This is a genomic window from Streptomyces sp. NPDC054834 (assembly GCF_053611185.1).
The window spans coordinates 211,257-226,414 of the sequence record NZ_JBSGZV010000005.1 but is presented as its reverse complement, the minus strand read 5'-3'; the positions used below and the strand labels follow the sequence as shown (position 1 = coordinate 226,414).

The 15,158-nt window shown below is 70.1% G+C and carries 14 protein-coding genes; 6 read left to right on the top strand and 8 right to left on the bottom strand.

Features of this window, described 5'->3' with window-relative positions; genetic code table 11:
• Positions 1–27 precede the first annotated feature (27 nt).
• Entirely contained in the window at positions 28–2,697 is a 2,670-nt protein-coding gene (locus ACWGJM_RS09930) for a cellulose binding domain-containing protein (protein WP_453411151.1), read from the top strand.
• A 41-nt stretch (positions 2,698–2,738) separates the two neighbouring features.
• Here ACWGJM_RS09930 and ACWGJM_RS09925 read toward each other — a convergent pair whose 3' ends face one another.
• From ACWGJM_RS09925 to ACWGJM_RS09915, 3 genes are all read right to left on the bottom strand, one after another.
• Complete coding sequence (locus ACWGJM_RS09925) at positions 2,739–3,284, bottom strand: hypothetical protein (RefSeq protein WP_453411150.1); 546 nt, start codon at positions 3,282–3,284, stop codon at positions 2,739–2,741.
• Positions 3,285–3,516: 232 nt separating this feature from the next.
• The gene (locus ACWGJM_RS09920; RefSeq protein WP_453411149.1) at positions 3,517–5,406 is read right to left on the bottom strand and encodes a rhamnogalacturonan lyase; all 1,890 of its coding nucleotides are present in this window, start codon (positions 5,404–5,406) and stop codon (positions 3,517–3,519) included.
• A 37-nt stretch (positions 5,407–5,443) separates the two neighbouring features.
• Entirely contained in the window at positions 5,444–6,421 is a 978-nt protein-coding gene (locus ACWGJM_RS09915; protein ID WP_453411148.1) for a helix-turn-helix transcriptional regulator, read from the bottom strand.
• A 39-nt stretch (positions 6,422–6,460) separates the two neighbouring features.
• On the opposite strand from ACWGJM_RS09915, the gene ACWGJM_RS09910 reads away from it, so the two are divergent.
• Entirely contained in the window at positions 6,461–6,940 is a 480-nt protein-coding gene (locus ACWGJM_RS09910) for a hypothetical protein (protein WP_453411147.1), read from the top strand.
• Positions 6,937–7,419, top strand: a complete 483-nt coding sequence (locus ACWGJM_RS09905) for a hypothetical protein (protein ID WP_453411146.1) — start codon at positions 6,937–6,939, stop codon at positions 7,417–7,419. The genes ACWGJM_RS09910 and ACWGJM_RS09905 overlap by 4 nt, the downstream gene beginning before the upstream one ends.
• Here ACWGJM_RS09905 and ACWGJM_RS09900 read toward each other — a convergent pair.
• The 3 genes from ACWGJM_RS09900 to ACWGJM_RS09890 form a co-directional block, all read right to left on the bottom strand.
• Complete coding sequence (locus ACWGJM_RS09900) at positions 7,382–8,131, bottom strand: class I SAM-dependent methyltransferase (protein WP_453411145.1); 750 nt, start codon at positions 8,129–8,131, stop codon at positions 7,382–7,384. The genes ACWGJM_RS09905 and ACWGJM_RS09900 overlap by 38 nt on opposite strands.
• A gap of 5 nt (positions 8,132–8,136) precedes the next feature.
• Positions 8,137–8,442 (bottom strand): 4a-hydroxytetrahydrobiopterin dehydratase, encoded by a 306-nt coding sequence (locus ACWGJM_RS09895; protein WP_453411144.1) that lies wholly within the window; start codon positions 8,440–8,442, stop codon positions 8,137–8,139.
• A gap of 213 nt (positions 8,443–8,655) precedes the next feature.
• Positions 8,656–9,759, bottom strand: a complete 1,104-nt coding sequence (locus ACWGJM_RS09890; RefSeq protein WP_453411143.1) for an ADP-ribosylglycohydrolase family protein — start codon at positions 9,757–9,759, stop codon at positions 8,656–8,658.
• A gap of 119 nt (positions 9,760–9,878) precedes the next feature.
• On the opposite strand from ACWGJM_RS09890, the gene ACWGJM_RS09885 reads away from it, so the two are divergent.
• The 3 genes from ACWGJM_RS09885 to ACWGJM_RS09875 all read left to right on the top strand — a co-directional run bounded on the left by ACWGJM_RS09885 (position 9,879) and on the right by ACWGJM_RS09875 (position 12,599).
• Complete coding sequence (locus ACWGJM_RS09885; protein ID WP_453411242.1) at positions 9,879–10,715, top strand: helix-turn-helix domain-containing protein; 837 nt, start codon at positions 9,879–9,881, stop codon at positions 10,713–10,715.
• Positions 10,716–10,813: 98 nt separating this feature from the next.
• Positions 10,814–11,677, top strand: coding sequence for a helix-turn-helix domain-containing protein (locus ACWGJM_RS09880; protein WP_453411142.1), 864 nt, complete (start codon positions 10,814–10,816; stop codon positions 11,675–11,677).
• A 106-nt stretch (positions 11,678–11,783) separates the two neighbouring features.
• Entirely contained in the window at positions 11,784–12,599 is an 816-nt protein-coding gene (locus tag ACWGJM_RS09875; protein WP_453411141.1) for an SAM-dependent methyltransferase, read from the top strand.
• Positions 12,600–12,671: 72 nt separating this feature from the next.
• On the opposite strand, the gene dnaK is transcribed toward ACWGJM_RS09875, so the two are convergent.
• Together dnaK and ACWGJM_RS09865 are read right to left on the bottom strand one after the other, a co-directional pair.
• Complete coding sequence (gene dnaK / locus ACWGJM_RS09870; RefSeq protein WP_453411140.1) at positions 12,672–14,534, bottom strand: molecular chaperone DnaK; 1,863 nt, start codon at positions 14,532–14,534, stop codon at positions 12,672–12,674.
• A 153-nt stretch (positions 14,535–14,687) separates the two neighbouring features.
• Positions 14,688–15,113 (bottom strand): OsmC family protein, encoded by a 426-nt coding sequence (locus ACWGJM_RS09865; protein ID WP_453411139.1) that lies wholly within the window; start codon positions 15,111–15,113, stop codon positions 14,688–14,690.
• Between the last annotated feature and the right edge of the window lie 45 nt (positions 15,114–15,158).

Below are 15,158 nucleotides of genomic sequence, written 5' to 3'. Positions count from 1 at the left end.
CTCCTCCCCGAAGGAAGGACCCCCACCGTGCGAAGAACCCGTATTCTCACGGCAGTTCTGGCCCTGGCCGCCGGCCTGCTGGCGGGCAGCCCGCCCGCGCTGGCCGCGAGCACACCGAAGGTGACGCTCGCGGCCGACACCTACACCTGGAAGAACGCCCGGATCGACGGCGGCGGCTTCGTCCCCGGCATCGTGTTCAACCGCTCCGAGAAGAACCTGGTCTACGCCCGCACGGACATCGGCGGCGCCTACCGCTGGCAGGAGTCGACGAAGACCTGGACCCCGCTGCTGGACTCGGTCGGCTGGAACGACTGGGGCCACACGGGCGTCGTCAGCCTCGCCTCGGACGCGGTGGATCCGAACAAGGTGTACGCGGCCGTCGGTACGTACACCAACAGCTGGGACCCCGGGAACGGCGCGGTGCTGCGCTCCGCCGACCGGGGCGCGAGCTGGCAGAAGACCGACCTGCCGTTCAAGCTGGGCGGCAACATGCCCGGCCGGGGCATGGGCGAGCGCCTGGCGATCGACCCCAACAAGGACAGCGTCCTGTATCTGGGCGCGCCCAGCGGCAGGGGACTGTGGCGGTCGACGGACTCCGGGGTGACCTGGTCGCAGGTGACGGCGTTCCCCAACCCCGGCAACTACCAGCAGGATCCGAGCGACACGACCGGGTACGCCAGTGACAACCAGGGGATCGTCTGGGTCACCTTCGACGAGTCCACGGGTACGTCGGGGAGCGCGACGAAGACGATCTACGTCGGGGTGGCGGACAAGGACAACGCGGTGTACCGGTCGACGGACGCCGGAGCGACGTGGTCGCGGCTGGCGGGGCAGCCGACCGGATATCTGGCGCACAAGGGTGTACTGGATACGAAGAACGGCTACCTGTACATCGCATACAGCGACAAGGGCGGTCCGTACGACGGCGACAAGGGCCAGCTGTGGCGGTACGCGACGGCGACCGGCACCTGGACCAACGTCAGCCCGGTCGCCGAGGCCGACACCTACTACGGCTTCAGCGGGCTGACGGTCGACCGGCAGCATCCGGGCACGGTGATGGCGACCGCATACAGTTCCTGGTGGCCGGACACCCAGATCTTCCGCTCCACGGACAGCGGCGGCACCTGGACGAAGGCCTGGGACTACACGTCGTACCCCAACCGCTCGAACCGCTACACCATCGACGTGTCGTCGTCCCCGTGGCTGACCTTCGGCGCGAACCCGTCGCCGCCCGAACAGACCCCGAAGCTGGGCTGGATGACGGAGTCGCTGGAGATCGATCCCTTCAACTCCGCGCGGATGATGTACGGAACGGGTGCGACGCTGTACGGGACCGAGAACCTGACGAACTGGGACAGCGGCGGGCAGTTCACCATCAAGCCGATGGTGCAGGGCCTGGAGGAGACGGCCGTCAACGACCTCGCCTCTCCCCCGTCCGGTGGCGCCCAGCTCTTCAGTGCCCTGGGTGACGTCGGCGGCTTCCGGCACACGGATCTGACGAAGGTGCCGTCGATGATGTTCACCTCGCCCACCTTCACCACGACCACCAGCCTGGACTTCGCGGAGACCAACCCGAACACGGTTGTGCGCGTCGGCAATCTGGACTCCGGTCCGCACGTGGCGTTCTCGACCGACAACGGCGCCAACTGGTTCGCGGGCACGGATCCTTCGGGGGTCAGCGGCGGCGGCACGGTGGCGGCGAGCGCCGACGGCAGCCGGTTCGTGTGGAGTCCGGTGGGTACGGGCGTGCAGTACACGACGGGCTTCGGTTCGTCCTGGTCGGCGTCGAGCGGGATTCCGTCCGGGGCGGTCGTCGAGTCCGACCGGGTGGATCCGAAGACGTTCTACGGCTTCAAGTCGGGGAAGTTCTACGTGAGTTCGGACGGCGGTGCGAGCTTCACCGCTTCCTCGGCGACCGGGCTGCCCAGCGGTGACAGCGTGCGCTTCAAGGCGTTGCCCGGTGTCCAGGGCGACGTGTGGCTGGCGGGCGGCGCGAGCGACGGAGCGTACGGGCTGTGGCACTCGACGGACGGCGGCGCGAGCTTCACCAAGCTGTCGAACGTCGAGCAGGCCGACACGATCGGCTTCGGCAAGGCGGCGACGGGGGCCTCGTACCAGACGCTGTACACCAGCGCGAAGATCGGCGGGGTGCGGGGCATCTTCCGGTCGACCGACAAGGGGGTGAGCTGGACCCGTATCAACGACGACACCCATCAGTGGGGCTGGACGGGTGCGGCGATCACGGGTGACCCGCGGGTGTACGGGCGGGTGTACGTGTCGACGAACGGGCGTGGGGTCGTCTACGGCGACACCTCCGACACGAGCGGAGGCGGGGGTGACGGCGGTGGCGGTGGCGGTTCGGATCCGACGCCGGCCGGTGCCTGTGCGGTGACGTACAAGATCACGAACCAGTGGTCGGGCGGCTTCCAGGCCGATGTCCAGCTGACCAACACCGGTTCGACCGCTTGGACCGGCTGGTCACTCGGCTGGTCCTTCGCCGAGGGGCAGAAGGTCACCCAGCTGTGGAACGCCGACTACACGCAGTCGGGCGCGGCGGTGACCGCGAAGAACGTGAGCTGGAACGGCACGGTGGCGGCGGGTTCCTCGGTGGGCTTCGGCTTCACCGGGAGCTGGTCGGGCGCCAATACGAAACCGACGTCGTTCAAGCTGGGCGACCAGAGCTGCACGGTCACCTGACGACCGGGGGCGCGTGCCACGGCGGGCACGCGCCCCGTCCGCTACTTGACGGAGCCGGTGAAGATCGCGGCCTCGGAGTCGAAGTCGGGGGTGACTTCGATCTGGATGAGCTTCTGGTTCTTGGGAAGTTCGCAACCCCAGGGCACATTGATGGACCGGCCGGCGAGGAGTTTGGTGTCCGGTCCGCCGTTCAGACCCGCGTCGGAATCGTAGACTTCTTCGCTGCTGTGCCCGTCCTTGCCGTAGGAGCAGTTGACGGTGAGCATCGTGGCGTCGAAGGTTTTGCTGCCGCCATTCTTGATTTTCACCGTGAACCCCACGTACGACGTGTTCTCCGGATCGGCATAGGCGCCGGACACGGTTCGTTTGAAGCCGGAAAGGCTGACTTCGACGTCGGATTCGTAGGTGACCGTGTCGGTCAGGGCGTAGACCCCGTCGTCGGTCTCGTCGGGCGTGGGGCTGGCCTCTTCGTCGGCCGCGGCGGCACTGTCGTCCTCGCCGACGGTCCTGGTGACGGTCACGGTGGGGCTCGGCTCGGCCGCCGTGTCGCCTCCCGCGACACCAGCGGTGATCGCTGCCGCGACCACGGCGCCGATGGCGGCTGCCGCGGTCGCGACGACGACCGTGTTCGTCTTCTTGGGCGGCACCGGCGGCGGAACGGCCGGCCCCTATCCGGGCATGGGCGGTGGCGTGATGTTGGTGCTCATTGGTCCCCCCAGGGATGATCGTTGAGTGATGAATCATCCCTCACCCAGGCCCCAGTGTGAACTCCTCGTAATGAAAGTGTGCCCAAGATCGGTGTAGCCGTCATTTACCGGCTCAGGGGGTGTATACCGCAGGCCTCGGTGCCGTCGCCATCCCGTCGCCGATGAAGAAGCTCGGGTGGGGCGGTTGATTGTATGCGGTGTTCTGCCATGCGAGTGCCGTGCGGTACTGGGTGTCGTGCAGCAGCGTCGTGATGCGCGTGCCGGTCTCGTACGGCGTGGAGTAGATGCGCAGCGCCGTGTTGTCGGTGGTGGGCCAGGCGACCTCCTCGCGCCAGTCGCCGAGGATGTCCCCGGACAGGGACGGAGTCGCCTTGGTGCTGTTGTTGGAGTGGACGCCGGATCCGGTCAGCAGCCGGGTGTCGGACGAGGTGCCGTACTTGTCGATGTGGGTGTCGTCGAGGAGTTCACGGACGGTGTCGCCGTCCCACCAGCTCAGGAAGTTGATGCTGCCCGGCTTGCGGCTAGCCACCACGGTGCCCTGCGGGTTGCGCACCCCGTCGGCGTGGGACGACCAGGACTCGGCGCCGGGGCTGCCCGCCCAGACGTCTCCCGAGACGCCCCTGCCGTTGTCCCCGTCGGCCGCCGTCGACCACAGGATCTGCCCGGTCTTCGCGTCCGCCATCCAGGACGCCGGCTTCGAGGAGTCCTCGTCGACCTTGAACTCCTCCAGGCCGGGCCGGGACGGATCGAGGTCGCCGACGTGCATGGCGTCGCCGTGGCCGTTCTTCGTCGTCCACAGACCGTAGCCGTTGTCGTCGACCGCCATCGAGCCGTAGACGATCTCGTCCTTGCCGTCGCCGTCGACGTCCGCGACGGACAGCTGGTGGTTGCCCTGTCCGTCGTAGCCCTTGCCGCTGTTGGTGGAGGAGTTGGTGTCGAAGGTCCAGCGTCGGGTGAAGGTGCCGCCCCGCCAGTCCCAGGCCGCGATCACGGTTCGGGTGTAGTAGCCGCGGGCCATGATCAGTGAGGGGCGGGAGCCGTCCAGGTAGGCGGTGCCCGCCAGGAAGCGGTCGACGCGGTTGCCGTAGGAGTCGCCCCAGGAGGAGACCGTGCCGCGTGCGGGGACGTAGTCGACGGTCTGCATCGCCTTGCCGGTCTGCCCGTTGAACATGGTCAGGTACTCCGGGCCGGACAGGACGTATCCGCTGGAGTTGCGGTGGTCGGCCGACGCGCTGCCGATGACCGTGCCGGTTCCGTCGACCGTGCCGTCGGCGGTCTTCATGGCGACCTCCGCCTTGCCGTCGCCGTCGTAGTCGTACACCTGGAACTGCGTGTAGTGGGAGCCGGAGCGGATGTTGCGGCCCAGGTCGATGCGCCACAGGCGGGTGCCGTCGAGTGTGATGCCGTCGAGGACGGTGTCGCCGGTGTATCCGGACTGCGAGTTGTCCTTGGCGTTGGTCGGCTGCCACTTGAGGACCAGGTCCAGTTGCCCGTCGCCGTCGAGGTCGCCGACGGAGGCGTCGTTGGCGTCGTAGGTGTAGGCGACGCCGTCCGGTGTGGTGCCGCCGGCGGGCGGGGTGATGGGCACGTCCTTGTAGCCGGTGCGGAGTTGGAGGGCGTGCTCGGAGTCGGCCTGCTCCACGCCGTTGACGATGGCGCGGACCGTGTAGTCGGCGGAGGCCGGGGCGCCGGAGTGGAAGTAGTCGGTGGAGGCCGTGACCGGGCTGGAGTTGACCTTCGTACCGGCCCGGTAGACGTTGAAGGAGACGTTGTCCGGGTCGGTGCCCAGCCAGCGCCAGCTGATCAGGTTGCCGCTGTCGGTGTGGACGCTGACCAGGCCCCGGTCCAGCTTCTCGACCTGCCGGGCGGTGGCGGCCTCGGCGCTGCCCGGGGTGAGGGCGGTCAGTCCGGCGCCGACCAGCGACGCCGCGGCCACCACGGCGGCGAGGACGGCACGGCGGCCACGCTGCCGGTGCCGGGTGCGGGGGTGCGGGTGCTGCATGAGACGAACCTCCTGCGGAGAGGGACGGGTTCGCTTCTCAGTCGCCGCCGTGCGCACGGGAGTTGCCGCACCTGCCGTACCGCTCGGCCAACTCGGCCGCCGTCCGGGCGATCCGCTCGCGCAGTTCGGCGGGCTCGAGCACCTCGATGTCCGTGCCCAGACGCAGGAACTCCCCGTGGGCGTGCTCGACGGACTCGATGGGGACGGCGGCCAGTGTCCATCCGGACTCGTCCGTACGGCCGCCCGCGGCGACCGCCGCCGCGCCGGCTCCGGTGAGCCGGGCGCCGGGGGCGAGCCGGATCAGGGCCTCGGCCCGGTACAGACGGTCATGGAAGTCGCGCTGGTACGCCGTCCAGAACGCGGCCAGGTCGAAGTCGTCGGGGCGGGTGAACTCCTCGTCCCGGACGGTCAGTCGGAGGATCTGGTCGACGCGGTAGGTGCGCGGGCCGGGGCCGGCGACGACGTACCAGCGGCCCGCCTTGTGGACGAGTCCGTACGGCTCCAGGCGGCGCTCCACGTCGGTGGGTTCCCGCCAACGCCGGTATACGACATCCAGTATACGATTGTTCCATACGGCGTCGGCCACCGCGGACAGGTACGGTGCCTGGTCGGCGTCCGCGTACCAGCCGGGCGCGTCGAGGTGGAAGCGGCAGCTGATCCGGTCGGCGTGGGCGCGCAGTTCCGGCGGCAGGGCGGCGCGGACCTTGAGCTGGGCGGCGGCCAGCACCGGTCCGAGGCCGAGTTCGGCGGCGGGGCCGGGGGCTCCGGCGAGGAAGAGGGCCTCGGTCTCGCCGGTGGTCAGGCCGGTGAGGCGGGTGCGGTAGCCGTCGAGGAGACGGTACCCGCCGGCGTGGCCCGCGTCCCCGTACAGCGGGACGCCCGCCGCGCTGAGCGCCTCGACGTCCCGGTAGACCGTGCGCACCGACACCTCCAGTTCCCCGGCGAGCTGGGCGGCGGTCATCCGGCCGCGGGTCTGCAGCAGCAGGACGATCGAGACGAGGCGGCTGGACTTCACTGACACAGGATGTCAGGGAAGCCGTCCTAGCGTGCGGGTATGGCCTTCACGGAGAAACTGCTGACCGTGCCGCCGCCGGTCGAGGTGGCCGGGCGGCGCGTCAAGCGCTACCACGTCACCGCCGACCCGGCGGGCATCGCGCCCGAGGTGGAGAAGGCGGCGTACGCGATCCTGCCGGAGCTGCTGCCCGAACCGGACGGCACGCCGCCGGCGACGTTCGTCGTCCTCCACCGGGGAGGGGACGACGGCGTCTATCTGAACGCGTACAGCTGGGTGTGGGACAACGTGCTGCACTTCGGCGGCGCGGCGGCCGGCCAGCCGGTGCTCGGCTGCCCCGACGACGACCCGACGCACTTCGTCCGGCCCGGCCTGCCGTGGATCGGCTGCGTCTGGGAACTGCCGCCGATCCTGCACGAACGCGACGCGTGGGTGCGCCACATGCTCGCACCCGAACGCCCGGACCTGGCCGCCTATCTGGCCGACACCCTGCCCGAAGGAACCACAGGAGACCGCTCATGAGCAGCGCGCACGACTTCGACTTCTTCCACGGCGAATGGACCGTCCTCCATCGCCGCCGCACGGACTTCCTCGATCCGGACAGCGGCTGGGTGGAGTTCCGGGCTACGAGCCGCTGCTGGTCCCTGTTCGACGGGGCCGCGAACATCGACGAGATCGACATACCGCACCTGGGCTCCAAGGGGCTGACCCTGCGGCTGTTCGACCAGGAGAACCGTCAGTGGTCGCTGAACTGGTCATCCAGCCGCAGCGGGAAGCTGTTCCCACCGGTCGTCGGCCGGTTCGCGGGCGACCGGGGCGAGTTCTACGGCGACGACACGCACGACGGGAAGGACGTGCGGGTGCGGTTCGTGTGGTCGAGGGTCTCCCCCGCCGCCGCCCGCTGGGAGCAGGCCTTCTCGGTGGACGGCGGGGAGACCTGGGTGGCCAACTGGATCATGGAGTTCACCCGGCTGGAGGCTTCCGGAACGAGCGCAGGCTGAAACAGGGGTCGGCGCGGGGCCGGTCCTGGTCCGGGAGGGCCGCCAGCCGCTCGGCGAACCGTTCGGTCAGCGGGTCGCCGGGCGGCAGTACCGTGAACCAGCCGCGGCGCAGGTCGGCGATGGTGCCGCGGGGACTGCGGCCCTGTCCGAGGCCGCGGAAGGACGTATGTCCGGCGGGACGCAGACCGTGCCGGGCGGCGTGCTCGGCGACCGCGCCGGCGGCGTCCTGGGCGGGGCGGCGCGGGCGCGGGGCGAGGACGGCGTCGAGGTCGCTGCCGACGTCGTGCGCGGCCGCCTTGTCGACGGTGGTGACGTAGACGCCGCCGGGTCTGAGGACGCGGGCGCACTCGGCGACGATGCGGTCGGCGTCGGCGGGGTGGTCCAGCAGGTGCAGCAGCCACACGCTGGTCACGGCGTCGAAGGTGCGGTCGGGGAAGGGCAGGCGGCGGCTGTCGGCCCGGACCACCGCCCCGGGCAGCCGGGCGGCGGCCATCCGGGTCATGCCCTGGGCCAGGTCCGCGCCGGTGACCCGCATGCCGGGCCGGGCCGCGGCCAGCCGGCGGGTGACGATGCCCGTGCCGCAGGCGACATCGAGGAGGCGGTGGGCGCCGTCGGGTATCAGCCCGAGGACGGCCTCGGCGGCCGCGGCGGCACGGGCCTCGCCGCCGCGCGTCGCATCGTAGGCGTCGGCTTCTTTCTCGTAGTCGAGCACGTGGCTCAGTGTGCTCCGTGGCCTGCGGCGAGTTCCTCCACCCTGCGGGCGAGTTCGAAGTCCTTCTCGGTGACGACACCGCCCGCGCTGTGCGTGTTCACGGTGAGCGAGACCGTGTTGTATCCGAGGGTGAGGTCGGAGTGGTGGTCGAGTTCGTCCTGGACCTGGGCGATGTGCACGACCATCGCCGTCGCCGCGAAGTGCGAGCCGAGCCGGTAGGAGCGGGCGATGCGGTCGCCGTCGATGGACCAGCCGGGCAGTTCGGCCAGCCGGTCCTCGATCTCCTTCTGCGACAGCGGTTCGACGGCCATCCCTGGCTCCCTTCCTGGGTGTCGGGTACCTGTTCAGCCTGCCACAGGCGGACCGCCGGGGCGCTGGTCAGGATGGTGTCGTGGGGTGGTGCCGGGGGTCGGGGCGGTGATCGTCGACTGGGGACGACGACTGTAGACGAGGACTGTAGACAATCATCGTCGACAATCGACCGTCGGCAATCGGCAATCGGCGTCGGCAATCGGCCGTCGGCGTCAGCCCCGCACACACTCCGCCGCCAGGTCGTCCGCCAGCGCCGCGATCCGGCCCCGCCCCTCCACCTGCTCCACCCACGCGTGCGGCAGCCCGTGGTCGCCGTACCGGGCGCCGAGGATGTTCCCGCAGATGGAGCCGGTGGAGTCGCTGTCACCCGAGTGGTTGACGGCGAGCAGCAGGGCGTCCTCGACGCGTGGCGCGGCGAGGGCGCTGTAGACGCCGATGGCGAGGGCCTCCTCGGCGATCCAGCCGGCGCCGAGTCTCTCCAGCTTCTCGGGGGTGCCGTCGCCGTCGGCGGCCAGGTCGAGGGCCCGGGTCAGGGCGGTGGTGGTCTCGTCGTGGCCGGGGTGGCGGGTCAGTAGGCGCAGGGTGCGCAGGACGGCGCCCTCGACGGAGTCCCCGGCGACGATGTGGGACACGATCGTGGCAAGCGCGCCGGCCGCGTAGTAGCCGGTGGGGTGGCCGTGGGTCATCTGGGCGCAGCGGGCGGCGAGGCCGAAGGCGCTGCCGGCGTCGGTGCTGGCGAGTCCGAAGGGTGCCGAGCGCATGACGGCGCCGCAGCCCTTGGAGTCGGGGTTGACGGGTCCGGGCGGGCCGAGTTCAGCCCAGGGCTCGGGTACGAAGTCCTGGGCGAGTCCGGACAGGCAGGCGTTTCCGGGGGCGCGCCGGGCGTACAGCCAGGGTTCGGTGACGAGGCCGCCGCGGGGGCCGTCGTAGGAGCCGCCGGTGGGGCGGGCCGGGTCGCTCGCCTCGGGGCCGGGTTTGAGCTGGGTCTCCAGCCAGCGTGCGTAGGCCCGGCGCAGCAGGTGGGACCAGCCGCCGCCGATGCCCTTGAGCCGTTCGCGTTCGACGGCCTGCCGGATGCCCTCGACGGTGAAGAGGGTCATCTGGGTGTCGTCGCTGATGCGGCCGGTGACGCCGTCGGCGTCGGGGACGAGCCCGGTCACGCCGCGTGGGCCGTGTGCGGCGCGGATGGTGTCGAGGGAGTTGAACTCGACGGGGTAGCCGAGGGCGTCGCCGAGTGCTCCGCCGAGGAGGCAGCCGCGGACTCTGGCCCGGTACACCGCCGTGGCCTCCCAGGACAGCTTCCAGGGGTCGTTCATGCGCACACTCCTCGACTACGGTCGTCCGTATGACCATTGTGTCCTCGCGTCCCGCCGCCCCGGCCGGGCCCCCCGCCGTGTCCGGCACCGCAACGGCCGTGTCCGGCACCGCAACCGCCGTGTCCGGCAACGCAACCGCCGTGTCCGGCAACGCAACCGCTGTGATACCCGCCGACAAGGGGGTGGGGCCGCTGTTGCGGGCCTGGCGGGAGCGGCGGCGGATCAGTCAGCTGGAACTGGCGCTGCGTGCCGACTCCTCCGCCCGGCACATCAGCTTCGTGGAGACGGGCCGGTCGCGGCCGAGCGAGGAGATGGTGCTGCGGCTGGCCGAGCATCTGGACGTGCCGGTGCGGGAGCGCAACGCCCTGCTGCTGGCGGCAGGTTACGCCCCGCACTATCCCGAAACCCCCTTGAACGACCCAGGGTTGGACGCACTGCGGGACGGAATGGAGCGGCTGATCGGGGGTTATGAGCCGTATCCGGCGCTGGTGGTCGACGCGACGTACACGGTCGTCGCCGCCAACCGGGGCATCGCGATGCTGCTGGAGGGCGTACCGGAGCCGCTGCTGGCGCCGGCGCCGAACGCGATGCGGCTGACTCTGCATCCGGAGGGGCTCGCGCCGCGCATCCGTAACCTGAGGGAGTGGCGCGGGCATCTGCTGGAGCAGATGGAGCGGCAGATCGCGCTGCACCGCTCGGACGCGCTGCGCGCGCTGTACGAGGAGGTGGCCGCCTATCCGGTCCCCGAGGAGGGGGCCGAGGACGAACCGGCGGAGCCGGTGGCGTACTTCGCGCTGCCGATGCGGATCGAGCATGAGGGCCGGGTCCTGTCCTTCGTGTCCTCGATCTCCACTTTCAACACGCCGATGGACGTGACGGTCGCCGAGCTGGCGATCGAGACGTTCCTGCCGGCGGATCCGGCGACGGCCAAGTACCTGCATTCGCTGCTCGGTTGACCGGAGCCGTGACGTCCCTTTCGGCGTCGACCAGGTGTGCGAGCCCGTTTCGCGTGGCACACTGCTCGCGTACTTGGGCGCGTAGGGGAGGGCGTGGCGTGAGTGAGCGGCGGGCTGCGCCCACCGTGGGCCAGGTGGTGCTCGGCAAGCGGTTGCAGGAGCTGCGGGAGGCGGCCGGGCTGGGGCGTGACGAGGCGGCCCGGGTGCTGCGGGTGGCGTCGGCGACCGTGCGGCGGATGGAGATGGCCGAGGTCGCGCTGAAGATCCCGTACGTGCAGGTGCTGCTCGCGACGTACGGGGTGCCCGAGGAGGAGGCCACGGCGTTCGTGACGCTGGCCGAGGAGGCGAACCAGCCCGGCTGGTGGCAGCGGTTCCATGACGTGCTGCCGGACTGGTTCAGCATGTACGTGAGTCTGGAGGGCGCCGCCCGGGTCATCCGCTCCTACGAGCCGCACTTCGTGCCCGGTCTGTTGCAGACGGAGGAGTACGCGCGGGCGGTGATGGAGGCGGGCACGATCGGCCAGACCGGGCCGGAGACGATCGAGCGCCATGTGTCTTTGCGGATGGCCCGGCAGGGGCTGTTGGAGCGGGAGGATCCGCCGCACCTGTGGGTGATCATGGATGAGACGGTGCTGCGGCGGCCGGTGAGCGCGCAGGCCGAGGTGATGCGCGACCAGTTGGACAAGCTGCTGGAGTACGCCGAGCGCGACCGCGTCACGCTCCAGGTCGCCGAGTTCGCGGACGGGCCGCACCCGGGGACGTACGCGCCGTTCTCGCTGTTCCGTTTCGCCGAACCGGAGTTGCCGGACATGGTCTACACCGAGTACCTGACCGGCGCCCTGTACCTGGACTCCCGCAAGGAGGTCTCCGCGCATCTGGAGGTCCTCGACCACATGACGGCGCGCGCCGCGTCGGTGCAGCGGACCCGGAAGTTCCTTCAGGAGTGCCGTGCGATGTACTGATCCGGCACCTTCACCGCGCACCGTCCGATCGATTCAGATCCCCGTCGGCTCAGCCGACTCAGCCGACTCCCGACTCAGCCGACTCACGCCGAGGAGCACACACCGCATGACCGGATCCGACGCCGCCGTCCCGCGCATAGACACCAGCCGGCCTCATCCGGCTCGTGTGTACGACTGGTGGCTGGGTGGCAAGGACAACTACCCGGTGGACGAGGAGCTGGCACGGAAGATCCTCGCTGTGGACGGCACCGTGGTGCGCGGGGCGCGGGCCAACCGCCGGTTCATGCAGCGGGCGACCCGCGCGGTGGCCGAGGCGGGGGTGCGACAGTTCCTCGACATCGGTACCGGTATCCCCACGGAGCCGAACCTGCACCAGGTGGCCCAGCGGGTGGCTGCGGAGTCGAGGGTCGTGTATGCCGACAACGACCCGATCGTGCTTCGGCACGCCCAGGCGCTGCTGCACGGCTCCGCCGAGGGCAGCACCGACTATGTGCACGCGGACGTCCGCGATCCCGACACCATTCTGCGGCTGGCCGCCGAGTCCCTGGACTTCTCCCGGCCCGTCGCGCTGTCGTTGGTCGCGCTGACGCACTATCTCGGTGACGCGGCCGACGGGGACGACGTGCACGGCCTGCTCAAGCGGTACGTCGACGCCCTCGCTCCCGGCAGCTGTCTGATTCTCTCCCAGGTCACCCCCGACCTGAACCCGGAGGCCATCGAGAAGGCCGCCGCTCTGTTCCGCCGCAACGGCACCCCTTTCCACCCGCGCGCTCTCGCCGAGTTCTCCCGTTTCTTCGACGGGCTGGAGCTGCTGGGCCCCGGAGTCATCCCGGTGACCGGCTGGCGGCCGGAGCCCGAGGACGTGGCGGTTCAGGCGGAGGGCATCGTGCCCGTGTACGCGGGGGTGGCCCGCAAGCCCTGAGGGTCGCGGACCTTGGGCGGAGCGGCCGTTGCGCAGTACGGCGCCAGGCCCCTGGGCCTGGACGAGTAACGTCTAGGCCGCTCCGCCCTTGGTGTTCTTGTCGTCGTCGACGATCTCCGCGTCCACCACGCCCTCGTCGTCCTGGGGTGCGGAGTGCTGTTCGGCGGTGTCCGTGGGGGTCTGCTGGGCCTGGGCGTACATGGCCTGCCCCATCTTCTGGCTGACGGTGGCGAGTTTCTCGACGCCGGTGCGCAGGGCACTGGTCTCGGCGTTCTGTTCCAGGAGGCTCTTGACCTCCGCGCACGCGGACTCGACCTCGGGTTTCGTGTCGGCCGGGATCCTGTCGCCGTTGTCGCGCAGGAACTTCTCGGTCTGGTAGACGAGTTGTTCGGCCTGGTTGCGGGTCTCTGCGGCCTCTCGGCGTTTGCGGTCCTCCTCGGCGTACTGTTCGGCCTCCCGCATCATGCGGTCGATGTCGTCCTTGGGCAGGGCCGAGCCTCCGGTGACGGTCATCTTCTGTTCGCGGCCGGTGGCGAGGTCCTTCGCGGAGACGTGCATGATGCCGTTGGCGTCGATGTCGAAGGCGACCTCGATCTGGGGGACGCCGCGCGGGGCGGGCGGCAGGCCGGTGAGGTCGAAGACGCCGAGCTTCTTGTTGTAGGCGGCGATCTCGCGTTCGCCCTGGTAGACCTGGATGCCTACCGAGGGCTGGTTGTCGGTGGCGGTGGTGAAGATCTCCGAACGGCGGGTGGGGATCGTGGTGTTGCGTTCGATCAGCTTGGTCATGATGCCGCCCTTGGTCTCGATGCCCAGGGACAGCGGGGTGACGTCGAGGAGGAGGACGTCCTTGACGTCGCCGCGGATGACGCCCGCCTGGAGGGTGGCGCCGACGGCGACCACCTCGTCGGGGTTGACGCCCTTGTGCGGGTCCTTGCCGGTGAGTTCCTTGACGAGGTCGGTGACGGCGGGCATGCGGGTGGAGCCGCCGACGAGGATGACGTGGTCGATCGCGGAGAGCTGGACGCCGGCGTCCGTGACCGCCTGGTGGAAGGGGGTCCTGCACCGGTCGAGCAGGTCGGCGGTGAGTTCCTGGAACTGGGCCCTCGTCAGTTTCTCCTCGAGGTGCAGCGGGCCCTCGGCGGAGGCGGTGATGTAGGGGAGGTTGATGCCGGTCTCGGAGGACGACGACAGTTCGATCTTGGCTTTCTCGGCTGCCTCGCGCAGTCGCTGCACGGCCATCTTGTCGCCGGTGAGGTCGATGCCGTACTGCCCCTTGAAACGCCCGGCGAGGTGTTCGACGATCCGCTGGTCCCAGTCGTCGCCGCCGAGGTGGGTGTCGCCGTTGGTGGCCTTGACCTCGATGACGCCGTCGCCGATCTCCAGGAGGGAGACGTCGAAGGTGCCGCCGCCGAGGTCGAAGACGAGGACGGTCTGCTCCTCGCCGCGGTCGAGGCCGTAGGCGAGGGCGGCGGCGGTCGGCTCGTTGATGATCCTGAGGACCTTCAGACCGGCGATCTCGCCGGCCTCCTTGGTGGCCTGCCGCTGGGGGTCGTCGAAGTACGCCGGTACGGTGATCACCGCGTCGGTGACGTCCTCGCCGAGGTAGGCCTCCGCGTCCCGCTTGAGTTTCTGGAGCACCCGGGCCGACAGTTCCTGGGCTCGGTAGCGGGTGCCGTCGACGGTGCCCTGTTCGGGGAAGCGCCAGTCGGGGTCGCCCATGTGCCGTTTCACCGAGCGGGCGGTGCGTTCGACGTTGGTGACGGCCTGCCGTTTGGCGACCTCGCCGACGAGTACCTCGCCGTTCTTGGCGAAGGCGACGACCGACGGTGTGGTCCGTGCGCCCTCGGCGTTGGTGACGACGGTGGGCTCACCGCCTTCCAGGACGGCCACCACCGAGTTCGTGGTTCCGAGATCGATTCCCACCGCGCGTGCCATCTGTCGTCCCCTTCCGCCAGGGCGCCGGCTCGTTCCGCCTTCCCAGCACAGGATGCGAGTGGGCCGTTGTCAATGGCGGGTACCCCGGGAGCGGCGGACAAGACGGTGCCGCGCCCTTGATCGAAGGGCGCGGCACAGGTCCTGGGGCAGGGGTCAGGCGAGCTTCGCCGACAGGGTGATGGTGGTGCCGGTGAGGGCCTGGCTGACGGGGCAGTTCTTCTTGGCGTCCTCGGCGGCGGCGACGAACGCGTCGTTGTCGATGCCGGGAACGGTGCCCTCGACGGTGAGGTGGATGCCGGTGATGCCCTCGCCCGGCTGGAAGGTGACGTCGGCGGAGGTGACGATCTTGGTGGGCGGGGTGCCGGCGCCGGTCAGGCCGTGCGACAGCGCCATGGAGAAGCAGCTGGAGTGGGCGGCGGCGATCAGCTCCTCGGGGCTGGTCTTGCCGTTCGCCTTTTCGGCGCGCGACGGCCACGACACCGGCTGCTGGCCGATGCCGGAGGAGTCGAAGGTGACGACGCCGTTGCCCTCGAGCAGGTTGCCTTCCCAGGCGGTGTGTGCGGTGCGCGTGGTTGCCACGGTGTGTCCTTTCGCGTGTGGTCCCGGGTCCGGGTTCCGTTGTCC